The organism is Acetivibrio ethanolgignens (genome assembly GCF_001461035.1).
GTDB lineage: Bacteria > Bacillota > Clostridia > Lachnospirales > Lachnospiraceae > Velocimicrobium > Velocimicrobium ethanolgignens.
In genome coordinates, this window is the sequence record NZ_LNAM01000157.1 from 1 (window position 1) to 22,862 (window position 22,862).

Annotated in this window: 20 protein-coding genes, 1 tRNA gene and 1 pseudogene; 5 read left to right on the forward strand and 17 right to left on the reverse strand. The window is 41.1% G+C overall.

Annotated features, from left to right (window positions below; genetic code table 11):
• The first annotated feature begins 236 nt into the window (after positions 1–236).
• From ASU35_RS09895 to ASU35_RS09905, 3 genes are all read left to right on the forward strand, one after another.
• Complete coding sequence (locus tag ASU35_RS09895) at positions 237–1,511, forward strand: transposase (RefSeq protein WP_058352864.1); 1,275 nt, start codon at positions 237–239, stop codon at positions 1,509–1,511.
• 136 nt (positions 1,512–1,647) lie between these two features.
• Positions 1,648–2,139: a prolyl-tRNA synthetase associated domain-containing protein gene (locus ASU35_RS09900; RefSeq protein ID WP_058352865.1), complete on the forward strand. Its 492-nt coding sequence runs from the start codon at positions 1,648–1,650 to the stop codon at positions 2,137–2,139.
• Between the two features lie 408 nt (positions 2,140–2,547).
• Entirely contained in the window at positions 2,548–3,474 is a 927-nt protein-coding gene (locus tag ASU35_RS09905) for a permease (RefSeq protein ID WP_242861256.1), read from the forward strand.
• Between the two features lie 50 nt (positions 3,475–3,524).
• Here the strand turns inward: ASU35_RS09905 and ASU35_RS09910 are convergent, their stop codons facing one another.
• The 8 genes from ASU35_RS09910 to ASU35_RS09950 form a co-directional block, all read right to left on the reverse strand.
• Complete coding sequence (locus tag ASU35_RS09910; protein WP_058352866.1) at positions 3,525–4,094, reverse strand: YcxB family protein; 570 nt, start codon at positions 4,092–4,094, stop codon at positions 3,525–3,527.
• Positions 4,095–4,101: 7 nt separating this feature from the next.
• Positions 4,102–4,581: a glycine/sarcosine/betaine reductase component B subunit gene (locus tag ASU35_RS09915; RefSeq protein WP_058352867.1), complete on the reverse strand. Its 480-nt coding sequence runs from the start codon at positions 4,579–4,581 to the stop codon at positions 4,102–4,104.
• Between the two features lie 12 nt (positions 4,582–4,593).
• Positions 4,594–5,361 carry a proline reductase cluster protein PrdD gene (gene prdD, locus ASU35_RS09920; RefSeq protein WP_058352868.1) on the reverse strand — a complete coding sequence of 256 codons (768 nt, stop codon included), beginning with the start codon at positions 5,359–5,361 and terminating at the stop codon, positions 4,594–4,596.
• A gap of 86 nt (positions 5,362–5,447) precedes the next feature.
• Positions 5,448–6,173 carry a D-proline reductase (dithiol) protein PrdB gene (prdB, locus tag ASU35_RS18720; protein ID WP_083504235.1) on the reverse strand — a complete coding sequence of 242 codons (726 nt, stop codon included), beginning with the start codon at positions 6,171–6,173 and terminating at the stop codon, positions 5,448–5,450.
• A gap of 2 nt (positions 6,174–6,175) precedes the next feature.
• Entirely contained in the window at positions 6,176–6,463 is a 288-nt protein-coding gene (locus ASU35_RS09935; protein WP_058352871.1) for a CBO2463/CBO2479 domain-containing protein, read from the reverse strand.
• A 17-nt stretch (positions 6,464–6,480) separates the two neighbouring features.
• A complete protein-coding gene (prdA, locus tag ASU35_RS09940; protein WP_058352872.1) occupies positions 6,481–8,322 on the reverse strand; it encodes a D-proline reductase (dithiol) proprotein PrdA in 1,842 nt (613 codons plus the stop codon).
• Between the two features lie 144 nt (positions 8,323–8,466).
• On the reverse strand, positions 8,467–9,783 hold the full coding sequence (prdC, locus tag ASU35_RS09945; RefSeq protein ID WP_058352873.1) for a proline reductase-associated electron transfer protein PrdC: 1,317 nt from the start codon (positions 9,781–9,783) through the stop codon (positions 8,467–8,469).
• A 148-nt stretch (positions 9,784–9,931) separates the two neighbouring features.
• Positions 9,932–10,029, reverse strand: a tRNA-Sec gene (locus tag ASU35_RS09950).
• A 304-nt stretch (positions 10,030–10,333) separates the two neighbouring features.
• Between ASU35_RS09950 and ASU35_RS09955 the strand changes: the two genes are divergently transcribed.
• Positions 10,334–11,368 (forward strand): proline racemase family protein, encoded by a 1,035-nt coding sequence (locus ASU35_RS09955; RefSeq protein WP_058352874.1) that lies wholly within the window; start codon positions 10,334–10,336, stop codon positions 11,366–11,368.
• Between the two features lie 117 nt (positions 11,369–11,485).
• Here the strand turns inward: ASU35_RS09955 and ASU35_RS09960 are convergent, their stop codons facing one another.
• The 5 genes from ASU35_RS09960 to ASU35_RS09980 form a co-directional block, all read right to left on the reverse strand.
• A complete protein-coding gene (locus ASU35_RS09960; protein ID WP_058352875.1) occupies positions 11,486–12,400 on the reverse strand; it encodes a selenium metabolism-associated LysR family transcriptional regulator in 915 nt (304 codons plus the stop codon).
• The gene (gene selB / locus ASU35_RS09965; protein ID WP_058352876.1) at positions 12,397–14,313 is read right to left on the reverse strand and encodes a selenocysteine-specific translation elongation factor; all 1,917 of its coding nucleotides are present in this window, start codon (positions 14,311–14,313) and stop codon (positions 12,397–12,399) included. Before selB ends, ASU35_RS09960 begins: the two co-directional genes overlap by 4 nt.
• An 11-nt stretch (positions 14,314–14,324) precedes the next feature.
• Complete coding sequence (gene selA, locus ASU35_RS09970; RefSeq protein WP_058352877.1) at positions 14,325–15,725, reverse strand: L-seryl-tRNA(Sec) selenium transferase; 1,401 nt, start codon at positions 15,723–15,725, stop codon at positions 14,325–14,327.
• 14 nt (positions 15,726–15,739) lie between these two features.
• A complete protein-coding gene (gene selD, locus ASU35_RS09975) occupies positions 15,740–16,780 on the reverse strand; it encodes a selenide, water dikinase SelD (protein ID WP_083504236.1) in 1,041 nt (346 codons plus the stop codon).
• Positions 16,781–16,864: 84 nt separating this feature from the next.
• Positions 16,865–18,250 carry an alanine/glycine:cation symporter family protein gene (locus tag ASU35_RS09980; RefSeq protein ID WP_058352892.1) on the reverse strand — a complete coding sequence of 462 codons (1,386 nt, stop codon included), beginning with the start codon at positions 18,248–18,250 and terminating at the stop codon, positions 16,865–16,867.
• 196 nt (positions 18,251–18,446) lie between these two features.
• Between ASU35_RS09980 and ymfI the strand changes: the two genes are divergently transcribed.
• Positions 18,447–19,178 (forward strand): elongation factor P 5-aminopentanone reductase, encoded by a 732-nt coding sequence (gene ymfI / locus ASU35_RS09985; RefSeq protein WP_058352878.1) that lies wholly within the window; start codon positions 18,447–18,449, stop codon positions 19,176–19,178.
• 5 nt (positions 19,179–19,183) lie between these two features.
• Here ymfI and ASU35_RS09990 read toward each other — a convergent pair whose 3' ends face one another.
• The 4 genes and pseudogenes from ASU35_RS09990 to ASU35_RS18730 all read right to left on the reverse strand — a co-directional run.
• Positions 19,184–19,594 (reverse strand): DUF3899 domain-containing protein, encoded by a 411-nt coding sequence (locus ASU35_RS09990; protein ID WP_058352879.1) that lies wholly within the window; start codon positions 19,592–19,594, stop codon positions 19,184–19,186.
• A 4-nt stretch (positions 19,595–19,598) separates the two neighbouring features.
• Positions 19,599–20,729: an ABC transporter ATP-binding protein gene (locus tag ASU35_RS09995; RefSeq protein ID WP_058352880.1), complete on the reverse strand. Its 1,131-nt coding sequence runs from the start codon at positions 20,727–20,729 to the stop codon at positions 19,599–19,601.
• A complete protein-coding gene (locus ASU35_RS18725) occupies positions 20,716–22,434 on the reverse strand; it encodes an ABC transporter ATP-binding protein (protein WP_341416799.1) in 1,719 nt (572 codons plus the stop codon). The genes ASU35_RS09995 and ASU35_RS18725 overlap by 14 nt, the downstream gene beginning before the upstream one ends.
• Positions 22,426–22,860: pseudogene (locus ASU35_RS18730) on the reverse strand (ATP-binding cassette domain-containing protein); the annotation flags it as partial. The pseudogene ASU35_RS18730 and the gene ASU35_RS18725, both read right to left, overlap by 9 nt.
• Positions 22,861–22,862 lie beyond the last annotated feature (2 nt).

Sequence of the window (22,862 nt, forward strand, 5' to 3'; positions counted from 1 at the left end):
TATTTTCTCTGTTTTGCCCAAAAAATAAAAGTGCCCTTAACGGGGTACTGAATAGTTACAAAGTAACGCAAATCATCTTATCACACATCCCCGAAAAAGTCAATCGGTAGTTTGTTTTTTGAGTTTCCCTATTTTTTCATAACCATAAAATCTGTCGCTAAATAAAAATGCAAAAACAGCATCCAAATGTTATAATTAAATCACCACAAAATAACCAAACAAAGGAGTGTTTTTGCATGATTAATTATAACAGATTGGGATATGAAATGAAAAGGGATTTAACTAATTTTTCTGAAAAAATTTCAAAAGGGTTAAAAAGACCACAAAGTAAATTTCTATTACAGATGATTTATGGTATTTTAGCCGGAAATAAGCTTCATATAAGTGAAATTTCCCGTTCGCTAAACGAAAATATTACACTTAAGAAAACGATTGACCGGCTCTCAAGAAATCTTTTTGCATTCAGTCAAAAAGAGCTTGTCATGGAAAATTATATTTCTGAGGTTAAGAAGCAGATAACCGAAGAACAGACGGTTATTGTTATCGATAATTCTGACATTACCAAACCATGCAGTCCGAAAATGGAAGCAATCTCTGATGTCCACGATGGAAGTACAGGTGAAATAAGAAAGGGATATTTTACAGTGGAAGCCGCTGTTCTGTCGCAGGGTAAAAAGATGCCGTTGCCTGTCTATGAAAAAGTTTTTTCAGCAACAGAAAAAGGGGTTGTCAGTGCGACACACGAAAATATCCAGTGTCCGAAATCATTGTCTGCATATTTTTCAAAGGATTGTGTACGCACACTTGATAGAGGATTTGATGCAAATGATTATTACAGATATTTCTTGAAGAAGGATGAAAAGTTTGTAATCCGTGCTAAAAAGAATCGTAATGTCATTTATAACGGAAAAGCACAAAATATCATGGATGTTGCAAATAAGTATAAAGGGAATTATCGGATGGACTTTATAGATAAAAATGGCAAAAAGATAGAATGCAAAATAAGTTATATTCCTGTACGGTTGTGCGAATTTTCCAATCAGAATCTAATACTTGTGGTTGTTTATGGTTTTGGAGTACAACCAATGCTGTTGCTTACAAATTTAGATGTATCAGAAAAGAAAAAATTGTGTATGATTGCAACCAGGGTCTATCTGATGAGATGGAGAATCGAAGAATACTTTAAGTTCAAAAAACAACAGTTTGAGTTAGAAGATTTACGGGTAATGTCATTGCAATCGATTCGTAACTTAAATCTGTTTGCAACACTGGCCACAGGATATATTGGCATGATAACTTCCGAAAAAGAAGACACTATTTTTATGCTGGAATTAAAGGAAGGTTCCAAGCGTATTTTTGACGTTTCTAAATTTATTTTTTATGCACTAGGATATGCCATTGAGCGTGTTCTTGCCAGAACACACTCAGGCATAAAAGGTTTCCTTTTGAAAAAAGAACAATCACAACAACTGACTTTGGCTAAATACTTTGGTACAGCAGTGTTTGAGTGACAATGAGTTGAAAGTGGAGAAACTCAAATATATTTCCTATTTACTTTCTTGCTAGCTTCTATTATAATTATAATGCTACTAAGGGCAAGGGAGTATTTTGGCTCTAGTAGTATTATAATTTGATAGGAGGTTAATTATGGAGGATCAAAAACAACATATTTATGATGTTTTAAACAAGCTGGGGATTAAGTACGAAGTTGTAGAGCATGAGCCTGTTCACACAATGGAGGATATGGATCGTCTGGGACTTCCAAAAAAGGGAACCCTGTGCAAGAATCTTTTTCTTCGTGACACAAAAGGGAAACGACATTTTTTAATTACTGCAGATGAAAAATCAAAGGTAGATTTAAAATCTCTGGCACGTCAATTGGAAACCAGCAATGTCAGCTTTGCTTCTGCGGAACGCCTTGAAAGGTACTTAAAGCTAAAGCAGGGAAGTGTTACTCCCCTTGGGCTTATAAATGATAAAGAGCACGCTGTTGAATTTTTTATTGACCGCAGCTTGTTAAAAGCTAAAAGCATTGGTGTACATCCCTGCGATAATACTGCAACTATATTCTTATCCTATCAGGATCTTGATAAATTTCTTTGCAGCCTGGATATTGATGCAATTCCAATCCGATTCTAATTTGTTTGCACCGGAATACAAGAAGGGCAAATATAACAGGAGGAAAGGCGAGCAAAGAGAACAGAAATTCTTGACAAGTGGAATGTCTTAACGGGAGATAAAGGTGAAGAATAAATTATTCAAAGTTGGACGGGCATCAGGCACAGCTGGTGCCTTTTTTCTTAGTTGAATCTGACAATCTTTTCCCGCATTTTTTCAAAATAATCCAGCTTTTCGAACAATAACAGAAGTGCCAACAGTACAGACACCCTACATTTGATTGACTTTTTCCCATATTTTTGATAATATAGTTTATGCCAGACAGTCATATTTAACAAAATCTATGTGTTTTCGGGGGAATGCATATGTTAAAGCTATACTTGTTAAAGAAGTACTGTTGATAAAATTTAATATTTTGGAGGTAAAATTATGGCAATGTATGTTTTAAAAGGCTTATCCCTTCTGGGTGTTGTCCTCACCGTCGTTCTTATGGCAAAGAAAACAATAGAACTTCGTGCCAGCAAAGAAAAAGACCCTATTACCGGAATGACCGGCGAAGAATTATGGGCATTTGGTATGAAACACGTAGTAATTACATCAATTATTGGATTTGTTGCTAACTTCCTTGACACCCTGGGCATTGGATCCTTTGCACCGACTTCTGCAGCATTCAAGCTAACAAAATCTGTAGATGATGCTCTTGTTCCTGGTACGCTTAACGTAGGTGATACTGTTCCTGTATGTGTGGAGGCCTTTTTATTCTTTGGCCTTGTTGAGATGGATATCCTTACACTCGTTCTTATGCTCGTAGCAGCAGTAGTTGGCTCCATTGTAATGGCTGGTATTGTATCTAAATTTGACAGAAAAAAGGTTCGTTTCACTTTATTTATCGGACTTTTTATTCTCGCCACTGTAGTTCTGATGAAAAACCTTGGCGTTGGTCCTTTCGGCATCCAGGGTACTGCCTTAGGCTTATCTGGTACCAAGCTTGCTATTGCAGTTATTGGTAACTTTATCTTTGGTGCCCTTATGAGCATCGGTGTAGGTCTTTATGCTCCATGTATGGCTATGGTACTTGCCTTAGGTATGGACGCTGGCTGTGCTTTCCCTGCTATGATGGGTTCCTGTGCATTTTTAATGGCCTTTGGTAATGGTCCAAAATTCATTAAGGAAGCAAGAATCGACCTTGTTGCATCCTGGACACAGGCAATCGCCGGTTCTGCTGGTGTATTCGTAGCCTACCTGTTTGTAAAGAGCTTACCACTTGATCTTCTTACAAAAATCATCGTAGTTGTTGTATACTTTACAGCATTTTTATATCTTCGCGATGGTATTAAGAAGGGTTCTGCTGTTTAAATTACATAAAAAGGGCATTTGTAAATTTCAAATGCCCTTTTTAATTACATTTACTGTTCCATTTTCATTTTAAATTGCAGCACATTATTTTTAATTATATGATCCATTCGTGTGGGCTGCCAGGTATAGCCTGCCTTGCTTCTTTCCAGCACATAATCTCTGAACGTGCCCGCATTTCCAGCCTTAAAAGCCTTTTTCGGCAGAACAAGCAAATCATCTTCATTCATTCCTATATAGAAATGCTTTTCATCCTCCCATAAACGGTATATTTTTTTATAGCTACCCAGCGACTGTGTTATCCCTCTATTTTCTACCTGGATTTCTGCATTTCCAAATTGATAGATAAACTCCTCGTCTACCCTTGTTTGCGGATTATTCTTCATCAGATAAAGGGATATATAATGTCTGAACAAGCCCATTATAAGCATCAGAATTCCCAGCACATAACAAATAACAACCCCAACCGTCTCAATTTCATGATTTACAAAGGGTAATGCAAGCAGGGTAGCACCTATCGTAATCATATACACCGTCACTCTCGGATGACGAACTCTATTTGTAAACTTTATAAAGGCCTTTAAAAGCCTTGTGTCACGTCTTATTTGTACAATATAATCCATCTGTATTTTATTTATTCTCCAAATCTTTTTGCCGCATTCTTAATTTCAATTTTGCAAGTGCAAGCTTACAGTCACGCTCTGTCATATTATTTTCGCCTAAAACATTCGTTTCATCCCCGGTTGCACTCTTATTGATATCAATAACATCCTCCAGATATTCATTCATTACTACAAACTGAGCGGCGTTTCCATTAAATGTAATTCCTGTTGCAGGAATACCTCTGGAACCAATTTGTTCCATTGTATTTGTATAATCTACATGACTGTTCCCCCAGCCGTCACAGGAAAAAATCACACCATCTGCACGCATACACTCTGCCCATACAGCTGCTCTTGTGCCTACAAGCATTTTTTCCTCATTTCCGTCAGGAGAACCTACAAGAATAATTCCCATTAAATCTACATCGGTATCTTTTGAAACCACCTCCAGCAATGGATCCCTAAAGTGATGTAGCGTCGTTTCTTTCGTTGAAGGACCAATTCCCATACTGCACACCTCCTATTGCATTGAACGGATAATACCGTCACGATATTCATTTGGAGTCAATATCACAGGCATATTCCCCAGATCAATGATTGACTTGCCACCTTCCACACCAGAGGGTTCCTTTGCAAACAGGTGGGTGTCATACATTGCACCCTGGCCGGCTACTTCTTTTATAATAAGGACACGTTTCTTTCCAGGTCTTACAATATCGTGATATTCGTGGCGTTCTGTGCAAAGCTCACCTTTAAATTTTTTCAATTTATCACGATAGGTTTGAATAAACCTGTCACAGGCTCTATGTGCAGCGGTAGGCCCTGGTCGTTCCTGCCCCATACCGGCTGCCAATGTGACATCAAAAGAAATAATCACGTCCTTATCTCCTGGTGTACCTGCACGATTTAAATATAGCTTTTCCTTCATATTTCCTTCTGAGGAGCCAAATTCATGGGTCTGCTTTCCGTTTACATCCACACCGGTTAAAATTACATATACCCCTGTAATCGTATGCGTAATTCCTTCTCCTATCCTACCAAGTACTTTTGTAGAAATCGGAATGATATCCATCATTGTATTTGTCCAACGATCGTGATCACCTGGTTGAATAATTTGAATATCAATTTTTTCAATTAAGGGCTCGGATTCTACAAGCTCATCAAGCATTTCCCTACTGACAGTCATTTTCCCATCTGTTGTGATATTGTTATGCTCACCCCATTCCACTTCCTTCATATGATAGGCTTTTATCACCAAACGCCGCAAATCCTTCACTACATCAGCCACCTTACACACCTCCAAATAAATTATTTAACCTCATTATACTATACAAAAAGGACAGATGTAAACATCTGTCCTTTATAAAGTTTCTGTTAAACCTTAGCAATGTATTCGAAAGGCAATGGAACAATTTTTCCAGGTGTCTGGATTTCAACTAATTGTTCTAATGTTGCTTTTACAATTGCCGTTTGCTGTTCCACGTTATTTGGAGCACCAGCATTAGCACCCATAGGCACCAATGGAGCTACTGCACGTGGTGTACCAGTCTGACGTACAACTGGTGGAAGAGCTGCAATAATAATCGTAGGAATTCCAGCTTCTTCAATCGCTCTCTGCACCAATACTGCAGAGCGGTGACAGGTACCTCATCCAGCAGTGAGGATAACTGCGTCCACTCCTTCCTCCTTAAACATCTGTGCGATAGCCGGACCAGTCTCGTTTTTGAATTTCTCCTGATTTCCGCCACCACCCATAAAACCTGCATGCACAGAAGCACAAGCCTTAATAAAGCCTTCGGCTGCTAATTCATGAATTCTATCGATTGGAAACATACAGTTAATGTCCTTATTAACATCACCGTTATCGTATCCACCATGGGATACCATTAATTCCTTTGATGGCATATCATTTGTTATTTTTCTCCAGGTAAAATCACCAGCAAGATTAAAGCGCTTGTCTTCCTTATGGTGCACACCTGCTGCTGTAGCAAGAGCAATCGTCATATCTTTTAGCTCTTTTGCTACCGGAGTCCAGACCATAGGTGGTGTAATCGGAACAAAGATTTCCGATTGCAGCCCCTTAACAACTGTTAAACTCATTGCTATTCCTCCTTATTTTTTATTCCTTGTTTAGCTTGCATCTCTGCCTGCCGTCTTTTATACATTTCCTGGTTACTCACATATTTGTCGTTGATTTCCGGACCAAGCTGTTCAATGAAGCTCATATTCCATGCAACCTCTTGTCCGACCTTAAGTGGATAATCTGTAATCATCATACGCATTGGAACCTTTAAAAATCCCAAACGTCCTTTGAGGTCAATACCTACACATCCATCGTGCACCTCTACGATTACACCTTCCATCTTAATAATCTTATCACCATACCTCATGCTTTTCACCTGATATCTTAGTCGTATTTTTCCTTACGCTTTTCACTCATAGGCAAAGATTGTTCATTTGCAACCAGCTCAATTGGCTTTCCTGTCACATTGGAAATCAGCTCTACATTAGTAGTCTTTACATTAGGATTCCATTTCTTCTCAGCCTTTTTAACATCCTCACCTGACATAGCTGCTTTTAACATATTTAATGCACGGATAGCATCCTCATGGCAAAGGGTGTTACAACCAAGCACCTCATTTTCAATACCGGATTCCGATTTATTGTTATCAACCATATGTGTCATGTATTTGTTACCTACTACAAGAGCTCCCTGTACAGCACAGAATGACATACCAACAACCGGTACACCTCTCATACCAATTTGCTCATGGTGGGATGCAAAGTCAATATGATTGTTACCAAAGCCCTCTGTTGTAACAAAGGCACCATCAACATCTAAGGATTCTACCATCATACCAACACGCTTTGATACATAGAATTTCTCAGCATTAATCTGAGGAGATCCAACAAAAAGAACTCCACATAAATCTACCTCTTCATCATGCAACGCTTCCAGCACAAGCGGCTCTCTCCAGTAATGTCTTGACATTTCCTTGGAAGCCGGTCCGATACAGGTTAATGCATGGATACATCCATCCAGCACCTCAAGTGGAGATGTCATAACAGGGACATTACCCAAATCTACGTTAGGCTTTCCACCAAGAATACCAACCGGCTCTACAGGAAGGATTAAATTATCATGCATAGCACCCTGTCCCATAATTTCTTTTACGATAACAACCTTCTTTTTGCCTGGTCTTCTTACCTGTTTGAATTCTTCTGTATCAACAACTAAGGATTCATCTAATTTCTTTAATGCCTCGCGAATTTCCTGTGTAATCACATCTGTTGCTGTATGTGCAGCCAAAGGACCCGGTCTTTCCATATTGGTTCCTTCCTTGATGACTACCTCTGTCTTGATAAAAATTTCACCCTTTTCCGGGCAACCGGGGCGACCCCACATAATGTTTTCGTCCAGGTATCCTTCTGAGGAACCAAACTCTCCAATTTGAACACCATTCGCATCGGTACCTGTTACCATCATAACAACGCCATCCAGCACTCTGGTAATTCCTGAACCAATTTCGCTATCGCCTTCCTTTGTAGCAATAGGCTGAACATCCATGATTGTTTCTGAGTAAGTATGGTACTGCTCTGGTGTAATAATATCAATTTTTAAGCTATTAACGAGCTTCTGTGAAGCTGCTGCTTCTTCTTCAATACCCTCACGGATATAAAGAACGGTACCATCAAATTTTGTTTCAGGTCCTCTCTTAACCTCTGTTACCTTGAAGTGTTTTCTCGTTAATGTCCTGATTACCTTTTCTTCCTTTAAATCTGCAACCGGAGCTGCTACAGCCGGAGCTGAAGCCACCGGAGCTTTTGCTTCTGCCACACCTGCTCCTGCTCCCATTGGTAATTCGATATCAATATCCTTACCTTCTCCAATATGAATTTTTAATGTTCCACCTGCAACCGTAGCTGTAGCTGGAGCTGCTACAGCTACAGGGGCTGCTACAGTCTCTTTTGATACCTCTTCCGGTAATGCTGTTTCTAATTTAGCACCTTCTACAACATCAGCTGTGATTGGTGTGAGAGAATCACAGGTTTTAGTGAGCTTAGCACCTAAAATCTGTTCGATAGTTAAGCAGCCGTCTAACTTTAATAATCCTGAATCTACTAAATCATCAAAGATTGCTGGATCTTCTAAGTTCTCCGGTCCAATTGTGATACCTGCTTCTGCTCTACAGCATAATACTGCCGGATCCTTTGCATGCTCTTTACATGTTTCGGCTGTAATTGACATAATTTCCTACCTCCTTACTTATTGTTCGGGTTTCCCCTTAAAGTTTATATATCCCAATCATTTCACACAAATATAAAGCATCGGGGGAAGAATTACATTTGTGTGCTCATGATAGTTATACCGCATATTATATTTCAAGGCTGATTAGATATCCTGATCTACTTTTTTAGAGACTCTCAGATATCTATATAATGGATGACCAATGGTTCTCATAACATGGTCTGTTTGGTGAAATACCTTTAATCCCATCTTTGGTGCTGATCCCATAACCGTATTGGAGCAGTCAGAGCAGTTTCCAATAACGATATACTCACATTTATCCTTCTTAAACTGCATACTATTCTTGACCTGCCCTGGACAGTTGCCTGGTCTTTCACATTTGAGTGCACCATTTTTCATTTCTGCTGCCTGTTTACATCTAGCCACAGAGACAACCTTTGCATTCATTTTATTTGCAATATCACGCATACGAGCTTCGTCACCACCGCATGCACATACAAGAAGGCCAATCGTTGCTCCATGTAAATCCGGGAATTCCATAGTCACAATAATTCCACCAGTTGTTTTTGTGATAGGCTCATCGAAAGCCGTAGCCTTACCGGTAAAAGGACCACCCATGATGATTTCACCGTATTTCCCATCGATTCCTCCGGCCCTTTCAATTAAATCCTCTACAGAGCTGCCGACTGGAACATCCATAAATACATGTGCTTCCTTTCCACCTTTCAGCTTACCGATTACTGTTAGATTTTTGCTAAAGCAAGGCTTTCTTTCATCAATTGCCTCTGCCACTCTCGAAAGTGTTTCTACATTAATTACAATTGACTTTGCTGCTACCGGAAGCTGTGTTGGCTCCAGTTCAATACCGAGGGTTTCCCTAACAACAGCCCTTTCTTCACCCATTGGGTAAATATCCGGAAGAAGATGAATGGAAATATCCGGTTCCTTATCTAAAGCTTCTTTTAAAATCCTCACAGCTTCTTCATTTTTCTTTTTGATGGCAAAAATAGCCTTCGCAGCATTTGAAATTTCCATGCAATATTTCACACCACGGATTACCTTATCACATTCCGTTTCAATTTGCATTATGTTATGCCTCAAGCCAGGCTCACATTCCGCTGCATTCACCAGGATGTATCCACCCTCCAGGTCTGTTCCCAGTTTTACACCGGTCGGGAAGCCTGCACCACCCATCCCCACGACACCGGCAGCTTTTACCATATCAAGCTTACTGCCTTCTGCGATTGGCAGAAACTCGTCCTTTTGCTTTTCGTCCGGCTTAATGATAATCCGATCTTCCTTTACCTCTTCAACCACACCATACACACTTGAAAAAATGTTCGCTCCAAGTCCTGTTGGGGTAGCAATCAATGTACCCTTTTGTACTGTATCGCCCGCTTTTACAATTGGTTCACAGGGTGCACCTACATGCTGCCTTAAAAGAATTTGTAAATTTCTCACGACAATTCTCTCCTTTTAATTAAACTTTTTATCTCTTAATAAGCAAAAAGTGGCCTCACATCCACTTACTTATTTGAATTTCTGATACAGTATTTTCCTTTATCTTTAATTATAGAATACTTCTATCAATCAACATCTTTTGCTTTTTTGGCGGAGGTATGTGGGAATCGAACCCACCCAGGACGCTCCTAACGCCCAACACTGGTTTTGAAGACCAGGGGGTACACCAGTTACCCAGCTACCTCCATAATTATTTTAATTCCTTCTGACGCTACATACTTTACCATAAATTTCTTTAAAAATCAACACCTTTTTGTGTTTTTTTATATCAAAAATAGACAAAAATTCAATTGACTTTTTATTTTATTTAAGCAATAATGTATATAAGGACTAAAGGAAATACATAGCTATCCATTGAGTGCAGAGTATACATCAGTAGTGCTTTGCTTTATAGCTTTTTTCTATACAAAGCATCTGCAATAAACTGGCACCCTTGAAGCCCTGTTCCTTTAGTACTTAAAATAATCACAAGAGAAAGAAGGATGCATCTATGAAATTAGAGGCTAAAATTAATGTTGAACGCTTTGAAGCTCAGCTCCAGGTAGTTGACGCTCATACCAGCGGAGAATTTTGCAGAATGGTACTGGGTGGTTTTCCTGAACCGGAAGGCAAAACAATGATTGAAAAGAAACACTGGATGGAAAAAAATTACGACCATATCCGTACAGCCTTAATGTTTGAGCCACGTGGACATCATGATATGTTTGGTGCCTTTATCTGTGAACCGGTAAACGAAGAAGCCGACTTCGGTGTATTATTTATGGATACGGGCGGATACCTGAATATGTGCGGTCATTGTACAATCGGTGCAGTTACCGTTATTCTTGAGGCTGGTTTAAAGGAAATGAAAGAGGGCGAAAACGAAGTTATCCTGGATGCCCCCGCAGGTCTCATCCGCACAAGGGCCCTTGTAAGAGATGGAAAAGTTGAAAGTGTTACCTTAACAAATGTTCCGGCCTTTGTATACAAGGAAAACTGTGTCGTTAATATTGATGGACAGGATATTAAATTCACCATTTCCTTTGGTGGATCCTTTTTTGCATTAGTTGATACAACCCAGTTATCCATTGGTGAAATCAATGCAAAAACAGTTCCTGCATATACAGCCTTAGGTATGCGAATATTAGAGGCCATTAACAGGGAAATCGAAATTCAGCATCCATTACTTGACATCACAACCGTTGATCTTGTAGAATTCTATGGGCCAACTCCAAACCCGGATAAGGCTGACTTAAGAAACGTAGTTATTTTTGGCGAAGCTCAGGCTGACCGTTCTCCGTGTGGAACAGGTACAAGTGCCAAGCTTGCCACCTTACATCACTGGGGTGAAATCCAGGTTGGCGAAGAGTTTAGGTATGAATCCTTTATCGGCTCTATTTTCCGGGGTTCTATCAAAGAAACAACAAAGGTTGCCAACTTTAATGCTGTAGTTCCCATGATCACCGGATCCTGCTGCTTAACAGGGTTCGGAACGTATCTAATCGACGGATCAGATCCATTAAAATATGGCTTTATCGTAGGTTAATACAAGTTTAAAAGGGAGTATCACAAAATAACCAGGATTTTGTTATTTTGCGATACTCCCTTATTTGTAAAGACAGCCTGCTTTGGGCTATCTGCATGAAAAAATCATGCCATTCACCTACACATTACCTTCTTTTTTATAAAGCTCCTTCACAACTTTTACCAACTCTTCTGAGCCACGGGGCAGATGAATACTACAATTATAAACCAGATTAATATTCCTGCACATATCTGTATCAGAAATTGGAAGAGCAAGCAGTGTTCCCTTTTTTACTTCCTCCTGTACTGCTAATTTGGAAATAATAGAAATACCCAGACCATTCTCCACAGCCCTCTTAATTGCCTCTGGACTTTCCATGCTGGCTATCACATTTAGCTGCGAAAGCTGGATGCCTATTCTCCTCAATTGCTTTTCTGCTTCCCTTCTTGTTCCTGAACCCTTTTCCCTTAAAATCACAGCTTCCTCCTTCATCCAGCCTGCATTTTTTTCCTTTTCCAAAAGCCTCCGAAACTTGGAATTATTTGGTGCAATTATCACCAATTCATCCTGATAAAAGGGAATATATTTGCACAGGTGCTTGTCAATAACAGTTCCTGTAAAGCCAATATCCGCTGTACTATTGATTACAGCTTCCACCACCTTTGCACTATCTACCTCCATGACCAGAAACTGCCGGCTCGGATACTTCTTACTAAATACTGCCAGAATCCCTGGAAGGATATATTGAGCAGGAATAGTGGAGGCTGCAATTCTAATACATTGCTGCTCCTTTTCCTCTCTCTCAAGGAAGGTTTTTTCAATTTCCTTTTGCAGTCTAATCATCTGCTTCGCATAATCATAAAGAATGATACCGCTTTCTGATAATCGTACTTCTTTTGTATTACGAACAAAAAAGCGAGTATTCAGCTCCCTTTCCAGGGAAGAGATATGGGCACTAATCGTGGGCTGTGTCAAAAATAATTCCCTGGCAGCTATCGAAAAGCTTCCACTATCTGCAATATGAACAAAGGCCTCTAATTGTTTTAAATTCATATGTATGCGATCCTTTCACTCGCTGTTCCATTTTTCCTGGTTACTTTTATACTGTCCATATATTCTAAAATCGGCTTGGCACTTTTTCTGCTGGTTCCTAGTAAATCACGTACTTCTGCAATGGTAATTAACGGATTTTCCTTCAGCCGCCCCTGGATAGCCTCCCTTGCCTGATCAATAATGCTTTGAAGTGTATAAATATCCTCTGCAACCTTTACAAGAAACCCTTCCTCCACAAGCAGCAGAACGATATCCTCTACCACCTCCTGCTCCATCGCTCCAAAGGAAATTTCCGAAAAACGTACAAAATCAAACCCCGCTTTTTGAAATACTGCAGCACAGGCTTGGCGAACCTCATTATATGTGGAATCTCTCCTTACCTCAAAGCCAGGAAGCTGTAAATATTCCTGATAAGGGTTCAATACCTGCTTTTCATATAGCAATTCTATATACAGATCAAAAACATTCAGCTTGATTTTCTTCATATAGGTCATATGAAGCTCTGCCTTTTTCATCCCATATCGGTATGGGTAAGCTTCATGGTATGCAGAAATTGCCTTTGTAAGCTTTTGTCTGACTACCTGTTCATGAACCATATGCCATACATAGCTCTCCTTTCTCATAGGAAATACGTATACTATTCCCTGTTTTTCCAGAGAAGCCACAGCCTCCATTACTTCATTCACTGAAAGTGCTGTCAATTTTGCAAGCTCATTCATTGTTACCATCGTGTCGCCATGGGTCTTTACATGCATCTCTATGACATCCTCTGTAGACCCGGCTTCCTTTCGTTTCAGCTCTTCCACTGCCTCTAAATCAAATCTTTTTTTCTTCTTTGGATTTGGCTCCAAGACAATACCTCCACCAATTGTTTCCATTGGTGAATAAAAGCGAACCACAAATCTGTCACCCCTGCGAAGAGCGATTTCCTCCTCCAGACGCAACTGTACCAGGCCACTTTCTCCCGGAGCAAGCTCCTCCTTATCCAAAAGCACAGCCCTGCATAATATTTCACTTGTTCCAGTAAATAAATGCAGTCTGGATTGATTTTTTAAAACTCGTTTTGAGCTTCTGCTAATATTCATACGAACATCCAAAAGCAGGGTATTCCTCATATTGTTTCCAGGTGCCAGTACACAGCCTCTGAAAATTTCGCTTTTCTTTACATTCGAAATATTAATTGCTACACGCTGTCCCGCATAGCATCGCTCTACATCCTGACCATGTACCTGAATGTTACGAATTTTACATTCCTTTCCAATTGGATATATCTGCAGGCTATCCTCTTTCGTAATAGTTCCTGCAAGCAGTGTTCCGGTAATTACCGTTCCAAAGCCGGATAAGCTGAAAACACGGTCAACCGGAAGTCTCGGAATCGTGTTAACGTCCTTTTCTACTACCTCTTCGGCTGTCATCTGTTCGATTAAATCAACTAATTCTAAAATTCCCTGTCCTGTCACTGCGGATACCCTTGCAATCGGTGCCTGCTCCAGAAAGCTTCCCCTTAGCTCGTCCCGGATTTCCTCCTCGACAAGCTCCAGCCATTCCTCATCTACCAAATCCACCTTATTCAGGACAATAATACTTTTTTCAATTCCCAATTGCCCAAGGATATCCATGTGCTCTCTGGTCTGGGGCATGATGCCCTCATCTGCTGCAATCACAAGCATCGTTAGATCCATCCCAACCACACCAGCTACCATATTGTGGATAAACCTCTCATGTCCGGGTACATCGATAATTCCAGCCCGGGCACCGTTTTTTAAATCAAAATACGTAAATCCCAGATCGATTGTAATTCCTCTTCTTTTTTCTTCCTCCCAGCGATCCGTATTACGTCCTGTCAGTGCCCTTATCAGCGTTGTTTTGCCATGATCAATGTGCCCTGCTGTTCCTATAATTATATTTTTCATCCTAAACCCCTTCAGCTACATACCCTGTATTCCTTCAACTGACGAAATGCTTCGAAATTCTCTCTTCCAATGGTTCTAATATCCATAACAACCTGATCATTTGCTGTTCTTGAAATAATTGGAATTGGGAGAGCTCTCATACGCTCCTCCAGAACAGCAGTCGAAATCTGTCCTGGCCTGAGTGTGACTGCTTTACTTGGAATCCGCTCCAGTGGAAGGGAGCCTCCGCCGACTTGCGATTCACAGGCCTCTATCCCAATCACAGCATCCAGCTCTAATGTCTCCAGAAATAGCTTCAGCTCTTCTGCCTCCTGCTCTATTTCCACAAGGGCTTTTGTAATCATCTGAAGAACTGGAATATTTTTTACTGCCCCTTCCTCTGACAGATACTCCTGCAGCACCACCTCTAAGGCAGCGGCAGTAAATTTATCAATTCGAAGAGCACGGGTTAACTGGTTCTTTTTCATTTTATCGATATATTTTTTCTTTCCAACAATAATTCCTGCCTGTGGCCCTCCTAAAAGCTTGTCTCCGCTGAAGCTAACCACATCTGCACCCGCACGAATTGAATCCTGCACCGTTGGCTCATAGGTAATACCATATTGGCTTAAGTCAAGAAGCACACCACTTCCCAGGTCTTCTATCACCGGAATTCCGTGTTTCTCTGCCAGGGGTATCAGCTCATCAATAGCGACGCTTTCCGTAAACCCAACAATCCGGTAATTACTGGTATGAACCTTCAGCAATGCCCTTGTCTGCTCTGTAATCCCCTCTTCATAATCAGAATAATGGGTTTTATTCGTAGTTCCAATTTCCACCAGGGTAGCACCACTTTCCGCCATTACATCCGGAATTCGGAACTTCCCACCAATTTCAACGAGTTCTCCCCGGGATACAATAACCTCTCCCCCCTTACCAAGAGAGCTCAGAATGAGCATGACAGCTGCAGCATTGTTATTTACGGCCATAGCTGCCTCTGCACCCGTAATTTTACAAAGCAGCTCTTCGAAATGGGAGTAGCGCTCTCCACGATGGCCCTCCCTCAAATTGTACTCCAAATTAGAATACCCTGTTGCAATCTCTCCAATATGCTTCATATGCTCCTGGCTGATGGGTGCCCTTCCAAGGTTGGTATGAAGAATTGTTCCAGTTGCATTGATTACCCTTCTCATATTCGGCTGCAGCATCTTCTCTATCCGCTCTGTAATGGAGGCTGCTAAATTTGTAATAAGGCCTCTTACTTCGCCTTCATCCTCACAGTCTCCAATAAGTCTGCGAAGCTCATCCATTTCCATATGAGTTGCCTCTATCACAAGCTCTCTGCCAAACAATTGGATTGCTTCTTTCATTGTAGCCTCTTCCAATAGCACATCTACCTTCGGTATACTTCGATATAACAAATTTTTATCCATATTATCATTATCTCCTAAAAAAGGCGAATCAGCTTATCACCCTTTTCTACTACTCTTCCAATTACAGATACTCTTGTATCCATACCCTTTTTCCGGAAATCCTCCATAATATCATCAAGATACCCGGAAGGCACACTTATCAAAAGCCCACCAGAGGTCTGTGGATCATATAAAAGGTCTATATAATGCTCTGCTACCTGAGAAAAATCAACACAGCCTTCCGAATATTCACGATTTTTATATGCGCCCATAGGAACAAGTCCCATTTGGGCATAGGAAATCGCATCCCCGATGTAGGCAATCTCTTCTGCAAAAATTTCAAAGGTCACCTCACTTGCAGAAGCCATTTCTACACAGTGGCCAAGGAGACCAAAGCCTGTAATATCTGTACATGCTGTAATCGGATAGTTCAAAGCAACCTCCCTTCCCTTTTTATTCAGGGAGCTCATTACCAGAACAGCCTCTGCAATTGCGGCCTCTGATGCCATTTGTGCTTTGATTGCAGTGTTCACAATACCGCTTCCAATTTGCTTTGTTAAAATCAGAGCATCCCCCGGCCTGCAGCCATAGTTCCTGAAAATTTTGTCTGGATGTACAAAGCCTGATACACAAAGCCCATACTTTGGTTCGTCATCCTGGATAGAATGTCCCCCTACTAATACAGCTCCTGCCTCCTTTACCTTATCTGCTCCACCAGCAAGGATGTCTCCTAAAATCTCCGGGTCAAGACAGTTAGGAAAGGCTGCAATATTCAATGCTACCTTAGGCTCTCCTCCCATGGCATATACATCACTCAATGAGTTTGCTGCTGCAATTTGTCCAAACAGATAGGGATCGTCAACAACTGGTGTGAAGAAATCAACGGTCTGAATCATCGCAAGCTCATCTGTCACTCTGTAGATAGCGGCATCGTCTGATGTTTCAATTCCAACAATTAAGTTATCATCCTGAAACTTAGGCAGCTTACCCAAAACCTGGGCAAGGGTCTTAGGACCTATCTTTGCAGCTCACCCTGCTGTTTTCGCCATCTGTGTTAATCTTACGTCTGCTTTCATCCCGCCAGCCTCCTTTCCTATGATCAAAAAATCTTAGCTGCATTAGCTATTTTTTCTACTATTCTATCATTATTTTAACATAAATCAACCCCAAAACTCTGTTTTCCCCTCCAGTCCTATGCTAGCCGCTTTAAAGACAGGATTTTTTCCTTCCTTCTTCTGTCTGATATAATCATTTAAAGCCTTCAGCACCGTATTTCCCAGAATGACAATAACCGGAAGATTAATCAAAGCCATTACTCCCATCAGTACATCAGCAATATCCCAAACCAAAGCTGCCTCCAACTGTGTACCCAAAAAAATGAATACTGCTACCAGCAGCCGAAACAGATTTAAGGCTCTATTATCCAAGGTCCGGCCTGCAATATAATTTAGGCAGGCATCGCAGTAAAACAGGTTACCAAGCAGAGTTGTGAAGGCGAATAGGATCATCGCCACCGTTATAAAAACAGGACCGATATATCCAAAGCTGGCATTTAGAGCAGCCTGTACATATTTTCCTCCCGTTTCTATGTTTTCAAAGGCTACGCCAGAGCACAGACACATCATTGCAGTAGCTGTACATATCAAAATCGTATCTATAAAAACGGAAAGCATCTGAACCAGTCCCTGCTTTACCGGATGAGAAACCTCAGCTGTTGCTGCAGCATTAGGTGCCGAGCCGATTCCCGCCTCATTGGAAAACAGACCTCTTTTCACTCCCTGCACAATAGCACTTCCTGCTATACCACCAAACAGTGCCTTTACATTTAGTGCATCCTCAAAAATGCGGAGCAGGGTTGCCGGCAGCAGCTGAATATTCATACCAATGACGACAAAAGAAACCAGGATATAAAGGATACCCATAAACGGAACAATCCAGGTGGTAACCTTAACCAGACGTTTTGCCCCGCCCAGAGCACAAATAGTAAACAGCAGTGCCAGCAGTAGTCCTGCAATAACCGGGGCTATCCTAAGACCTCCTGCTACCGTTGTGTTATAAAAATCATAGACCGACAGGGTGTCTACCAGATTAAAGGCTGCCAGCATATTAAAACCAAAGCCATAGGTCGCAATCAATGCGACAGCAAAAACAATACCAAGAAATCTGTTTTTGAGCACAACCTCAATATAATAGGAGGGTCCGCCATAGCTTCCTCCCGCACTATTTCTTTTTTTGTAAATCTGAGCCAGTGTACTCTCCACAAAGGCAGAGGCACTACCAATCAAGGCAATGACCCACATCCAGAATACAGTTCCATAACCGCCTATAGTAATAGCTCCGGCAACACCTACAATATTACCGGTACCCACACGACTTGCCGTAGAAACCATCAGTGCATGGAAGGAAGAAACTGCTCCTTTTTCATGCGGCTTCTCCCTTACAGTACGCAATGCCTCTCCCAGCATTCGAAACTGAATAAATCCGGTGCGAAAGGTAAAATATAGCCCCACACCTATCAGCATGACGATTAGCACCTTCGAATACATCCAGTCATTTATAAAATTTACTACTTCTCTAAATTCATTCACATCAAAATCCTCCTGTAAAAATATCCAGCTTCTCTCAAGCTGTTTAAATTAAGGTATATTGATTTTACATTCTAGCAAAAGGCTCAAAGGATGTCAATATTTTACTGGTTTAATCCTTCTTTTTGTAGTAAAATAAAAGTCAGAGGTGATTTTTATGAAACGAAAAACCGTACTTGTAACTGGGGCCTCCCGGGGTATCGGGAAAGCCATTGCAATTAAATATGCAAAAAAAGGCTACAAGGTAGCGATTAACTGTCTGAAAAACGAAGAGCTTTTAAACAAAGTAAAGGCAGAAATTGAGGGCTATCAGACCTCCTGTCTGTCCTTTGTCGGTGATGTTGGTGATTATGATGTGTGTGCTGCCATGTTCCGTGAAATCAAAAAGGCCTATGGCAGTCTGGATATTCTGGTAAACAATGCCGGGATTTCCTATATTGGCCTTCTAACGGACATGGAAATCGCAGATTGGAACCGTATTGTCCAGAACAACCTGACCTCCGTTTTCAACTGCTGCCGTCTGGCAGCTCCAGATATGATTCATGAAAAAAGAGGTAAAATTATCAATATTTCTTCTGTCTGGGGCAACGTAGGTGCCTCCTGTGAGGTTGCCTATTCCACCACCAAAGGCGGCATTAATGCCTTTACAAAGGCATTAGCCAAAGAACTGGCTCCCTCTGGTATCCAGGTCAACGCCGTTGCCTGCGGAGCCATCGACACAGAAATGAACCAGTTTCTTGCCGATGACGAGCTTCTTGCCCTGACCGAAGAAATCCCTGCCGGCCGCCTGGGCCGTGCCGAAGAGGTCGCCAACCTGGTCTATGCCCTGAACCATAAAAACGAATATCTGACCGGACAGATTATAGCCTTAGACGGAGGGTGGGTTTAATTTCCTTAGGTATTGCAATACAAATACAGCAAAAGTAAAGCACCTGCAAAAAAAATACCTCCTGTAACAAACAGCACCTGATACTCCCACATGGGTTCTTCTTTTTTCTTTCTTTTTCTCTCCAAATAGGCTCCATAGCTTTCCCTCGGTTTTCCTAAAAATGGGAGCAGCTGACTTACAGCTCCTCCCATTAAATAAGAAACACCATGAAAAATCCCTTGCCTGGAAAGTATGAGAAGAAAGCCCAGCATAAGAAAAAGAAGACCAGGAACTGTAAAGGCATCGCACAATATTTTATAAATTTCCTTAGAGCTCTTAGCATTCCATAATTCCTGTTCCCATACTATAAGCAGCAGCATAGATAAACCAATACCTGCAGCTGTCATATATCTTATCCCTTTTCCTCTCCTTTTCATGAGACTAGCTTAACTCCTTTCGATAACGTTCTTCCTCCTCACGATTACAGTAAACAAAGTGCCCACTGGTAATCTCTCTCATGACCGGCTTATCCTCTGTATAGTCATGCTCTGCCACATTATTATATAAAATTCTTTTTCTTTTCTTCTCTGTACATGGATCCGGCAACGGAATCGCCGAAAGCAGCGATCGTGTATAGGGGTGCAGAGGATGGGCGAAAAGCTCATCTGCATCTGCAAGCTCTACCAGCTTTCCAAAGTACATTACTCCAATCCTGTCAGAGAAATACTTAACGACCGAAAGATCATGGGCTATAAACAAAATGGTAAGTCCGAGCCTGGAACGAATCTCGTTCAGCAAATTGATAATCTGTGCCTGAATGGATACATCCAATGCCGAAATAGGCTCATCTGCAATCAAAAGATCCGGCTGCATGATAATTGCCCTTGCAATTCCAATACGCTGTCTTTGCCCACCGGAAAATTCGTGAGGATAACGGCTTGCGTGATCCCTTACCAATCCTACCATCTCCAGTATTTCGTATACCTTCTCATCAATGGCTTGCTTATCCTTCATTCCTTTAATAACAAGCCCCTCAGAAATAATTTCCTTTACCGTCATTCGAGGATTCAGAGAAGCAATGGGATCCTGAAAAATCATTTGAATATTCGTGACAAATTTATTGCCCTTCCCATCAAAGGACTCACCCTGATCCTTCCTTGCTCTTCGTATTTCCTCTTTATTTGCAGCGATGAGCTCTTTTAATTTCCGTCTTTCCTCTGCAATGCCGGCATTATTTTCTGCCCTTTTTTCCGGCTTTTCCTTTATCTCCTGCCGAAGCAGCTTAATTCTTTCTGCTGCCTCTCTTTTTCCAGTCCTAATTGCTTCCTGATAAGATTGAATGCCTGCACAAATCCGCTTTCCCTTAAAGTAAATATTACCTGAGGTAATATCGTAAATCTTTATGATGGAGCGGCCTGTTGTCGTTTTACCACAGCCAGACTCTCCCACCAGACCAAACACTTCGCCTTCCTTTATGTCAAAGCTAACATCATCTACAGCCTTAACCGATTTAAAATACTGGCAAAGATGCTCTACCTTCAGCAATGGTGCTGCCTCCTTATGACTCTTCACAGCTTTCACCTCCCAGTTTTTTCATTTTTTCGATGCGTCTCCTTATTATATCCGGCATTTCAACCTTCGGTGCATCAGGATGTAAAAGCCAGGTCGCTGCAAAATGGCTGTCTGTAATGCGAAACATCGGTGGCTGCATTTCAAAATCAATTTCCATAGCATATTTATTCCGTGCAGCAAATGCATCTCCCACAGGTGGATAAATCATGTTTGGTGGTGTACCCGGAATCGCATCCAGCTTTTCATCGGTATCCAGATCTGGCATAGACGAAAGAAGTGCCCAGGTATATGGATGCCGTGGGTCATAAAAGATATCCTCCACGGTTCCGTATTCCACAATTTTACCTGCATACATAACTGCAATGCTGTCTGCCATATTTGCCACAACACCAAGATCGTGGGTAATAAAAATAACAGATAAGCCTCTTTCTTCCTTTAATTTATTAATCAGCTCCAGAATCTGTGCCTGCATGGTAACATCAAGAGCAGTTGTCGGCTCGTCGCAGATCAGAATATCCGGATTGGCAGCCAGAGCAATCGCAATGACAATTCTCTGCCGCATACCGCCTGAAAATTCAAAAGGATACTGATAGTATCTTCTTCGCGGCTCATGGATACCAACCTCCTCCATCAGCTTCAGTGCCTGCTCCTTCGCCATCGCTTTAGTTAGCTTATACACCACCTGGGAGGCCTTTTTCTTTAAATAGTCTACCACCTCAATACTTCTGGCCTCAAAATCCACGATCGGATGATCTATGTAGGCCTTATACTGCTCCTCCAAATGCGTGATAACCTGTAGGATATTTTCCTTCAGTGCCAAAAGATCTGCTGTTGTCTTTGGCACAACAATCCAATCCACAGTTTTTCCCTTATCCAAAAGTCTCTGGCGCTTTTTTGACTGTCTTTCAAAACGCTTTTCCTCTCTTGGATTTTCCTGTACAAAATAAAAATATTGTTGAATACTGCTTTCCAGACTGGTGGAAAAGGTATAGGCAGTATTATCCTTTTTAATTTCCAGGTAATCAATGGAGGCCTCCACCTCCCTGGAGAGCTGCTTTGCATATTTCAACGCCTCTGCCTTGTTTAATTCACCCTGAAAAAACTCCTTTGCCTCTTCCAGCCGCAGCAAAAGCTTTTTCTTATTTTCCAGGGCTTTTTTATAGGAATACTCTATTCCTGTCTGCTCCAAAGCTAAAAAATCCTTCATGAAATTTTCATCCAAATAAGAGAGTGTCATTTTATTTAATTCATCCCTGGAAAATTTTCTAAAATCCACGCCTGGATTTTTCAGCTTATAGTAGCCAATTCTAAAAAAGTCCGGCCCTGCATCCTTTGTCAGCTTCTTTAAGACCTCTTCCAGCTCCTCCAGGCTCTCCCGGAGCTCTTTATTAAGCTCGTTTTTCTTAGTCACTGCTCTTAGCTTCCCGTCTATGGCAATCAGCTGCTTTTCGTACTCTACAGGAATAAAGGTATTTTTTATTTTTGGAAGATTTCTTAGCAGCTCTGATAAAAATCTTTTCGTATCTACCTTCTGTTTTTTACTTACCAGAAATAAAAAATCCTCCAGATCTGACAATAGCTTTTTTGATAGTGATATTACTTCGTTGTAATCCTGCTCCAGGCGATTTGCCTCAATACAAAACCGATCAAAGATATCTATCAATTCTGCAACCTTTTCCTTCTTCTCTATCGACGCCTGTATCATATTTTCCTTTAAAATTGCCAGAATACCGTTAAATTCCTTTTTTGCCAGCCGGCGATTTGCCTTATTTTTTAAAAGCATTGCCTCTGTTATTTGTTTTCCAATCTTGACAATTGGGTTCAGCGAGGATAGAGGATCCTGAAAAATCATAGAAATCTTATCTCCCCGCAGCTTATAAAGCTCCTCCTCTGACAGCTTTAGAAGATCCTTTCCATCGTAGAGAATCTCTCCGCCCTCCACAATAGAATTTCCTGCCAGTATTCCTAAAATTGCCTTTGATGTAACAGACTTACCAGAGCCTGATTCTCCTACGATAGCAAAGGTTTTTCCTCTTTCTAAATCAAAGGAAATATCCCGTACCGCCTTTAGCGTTCCACTGGCTGTGCGAAAGGAGACCTTTAATTTTTTTACCTCAAGAATTCTATCCATAA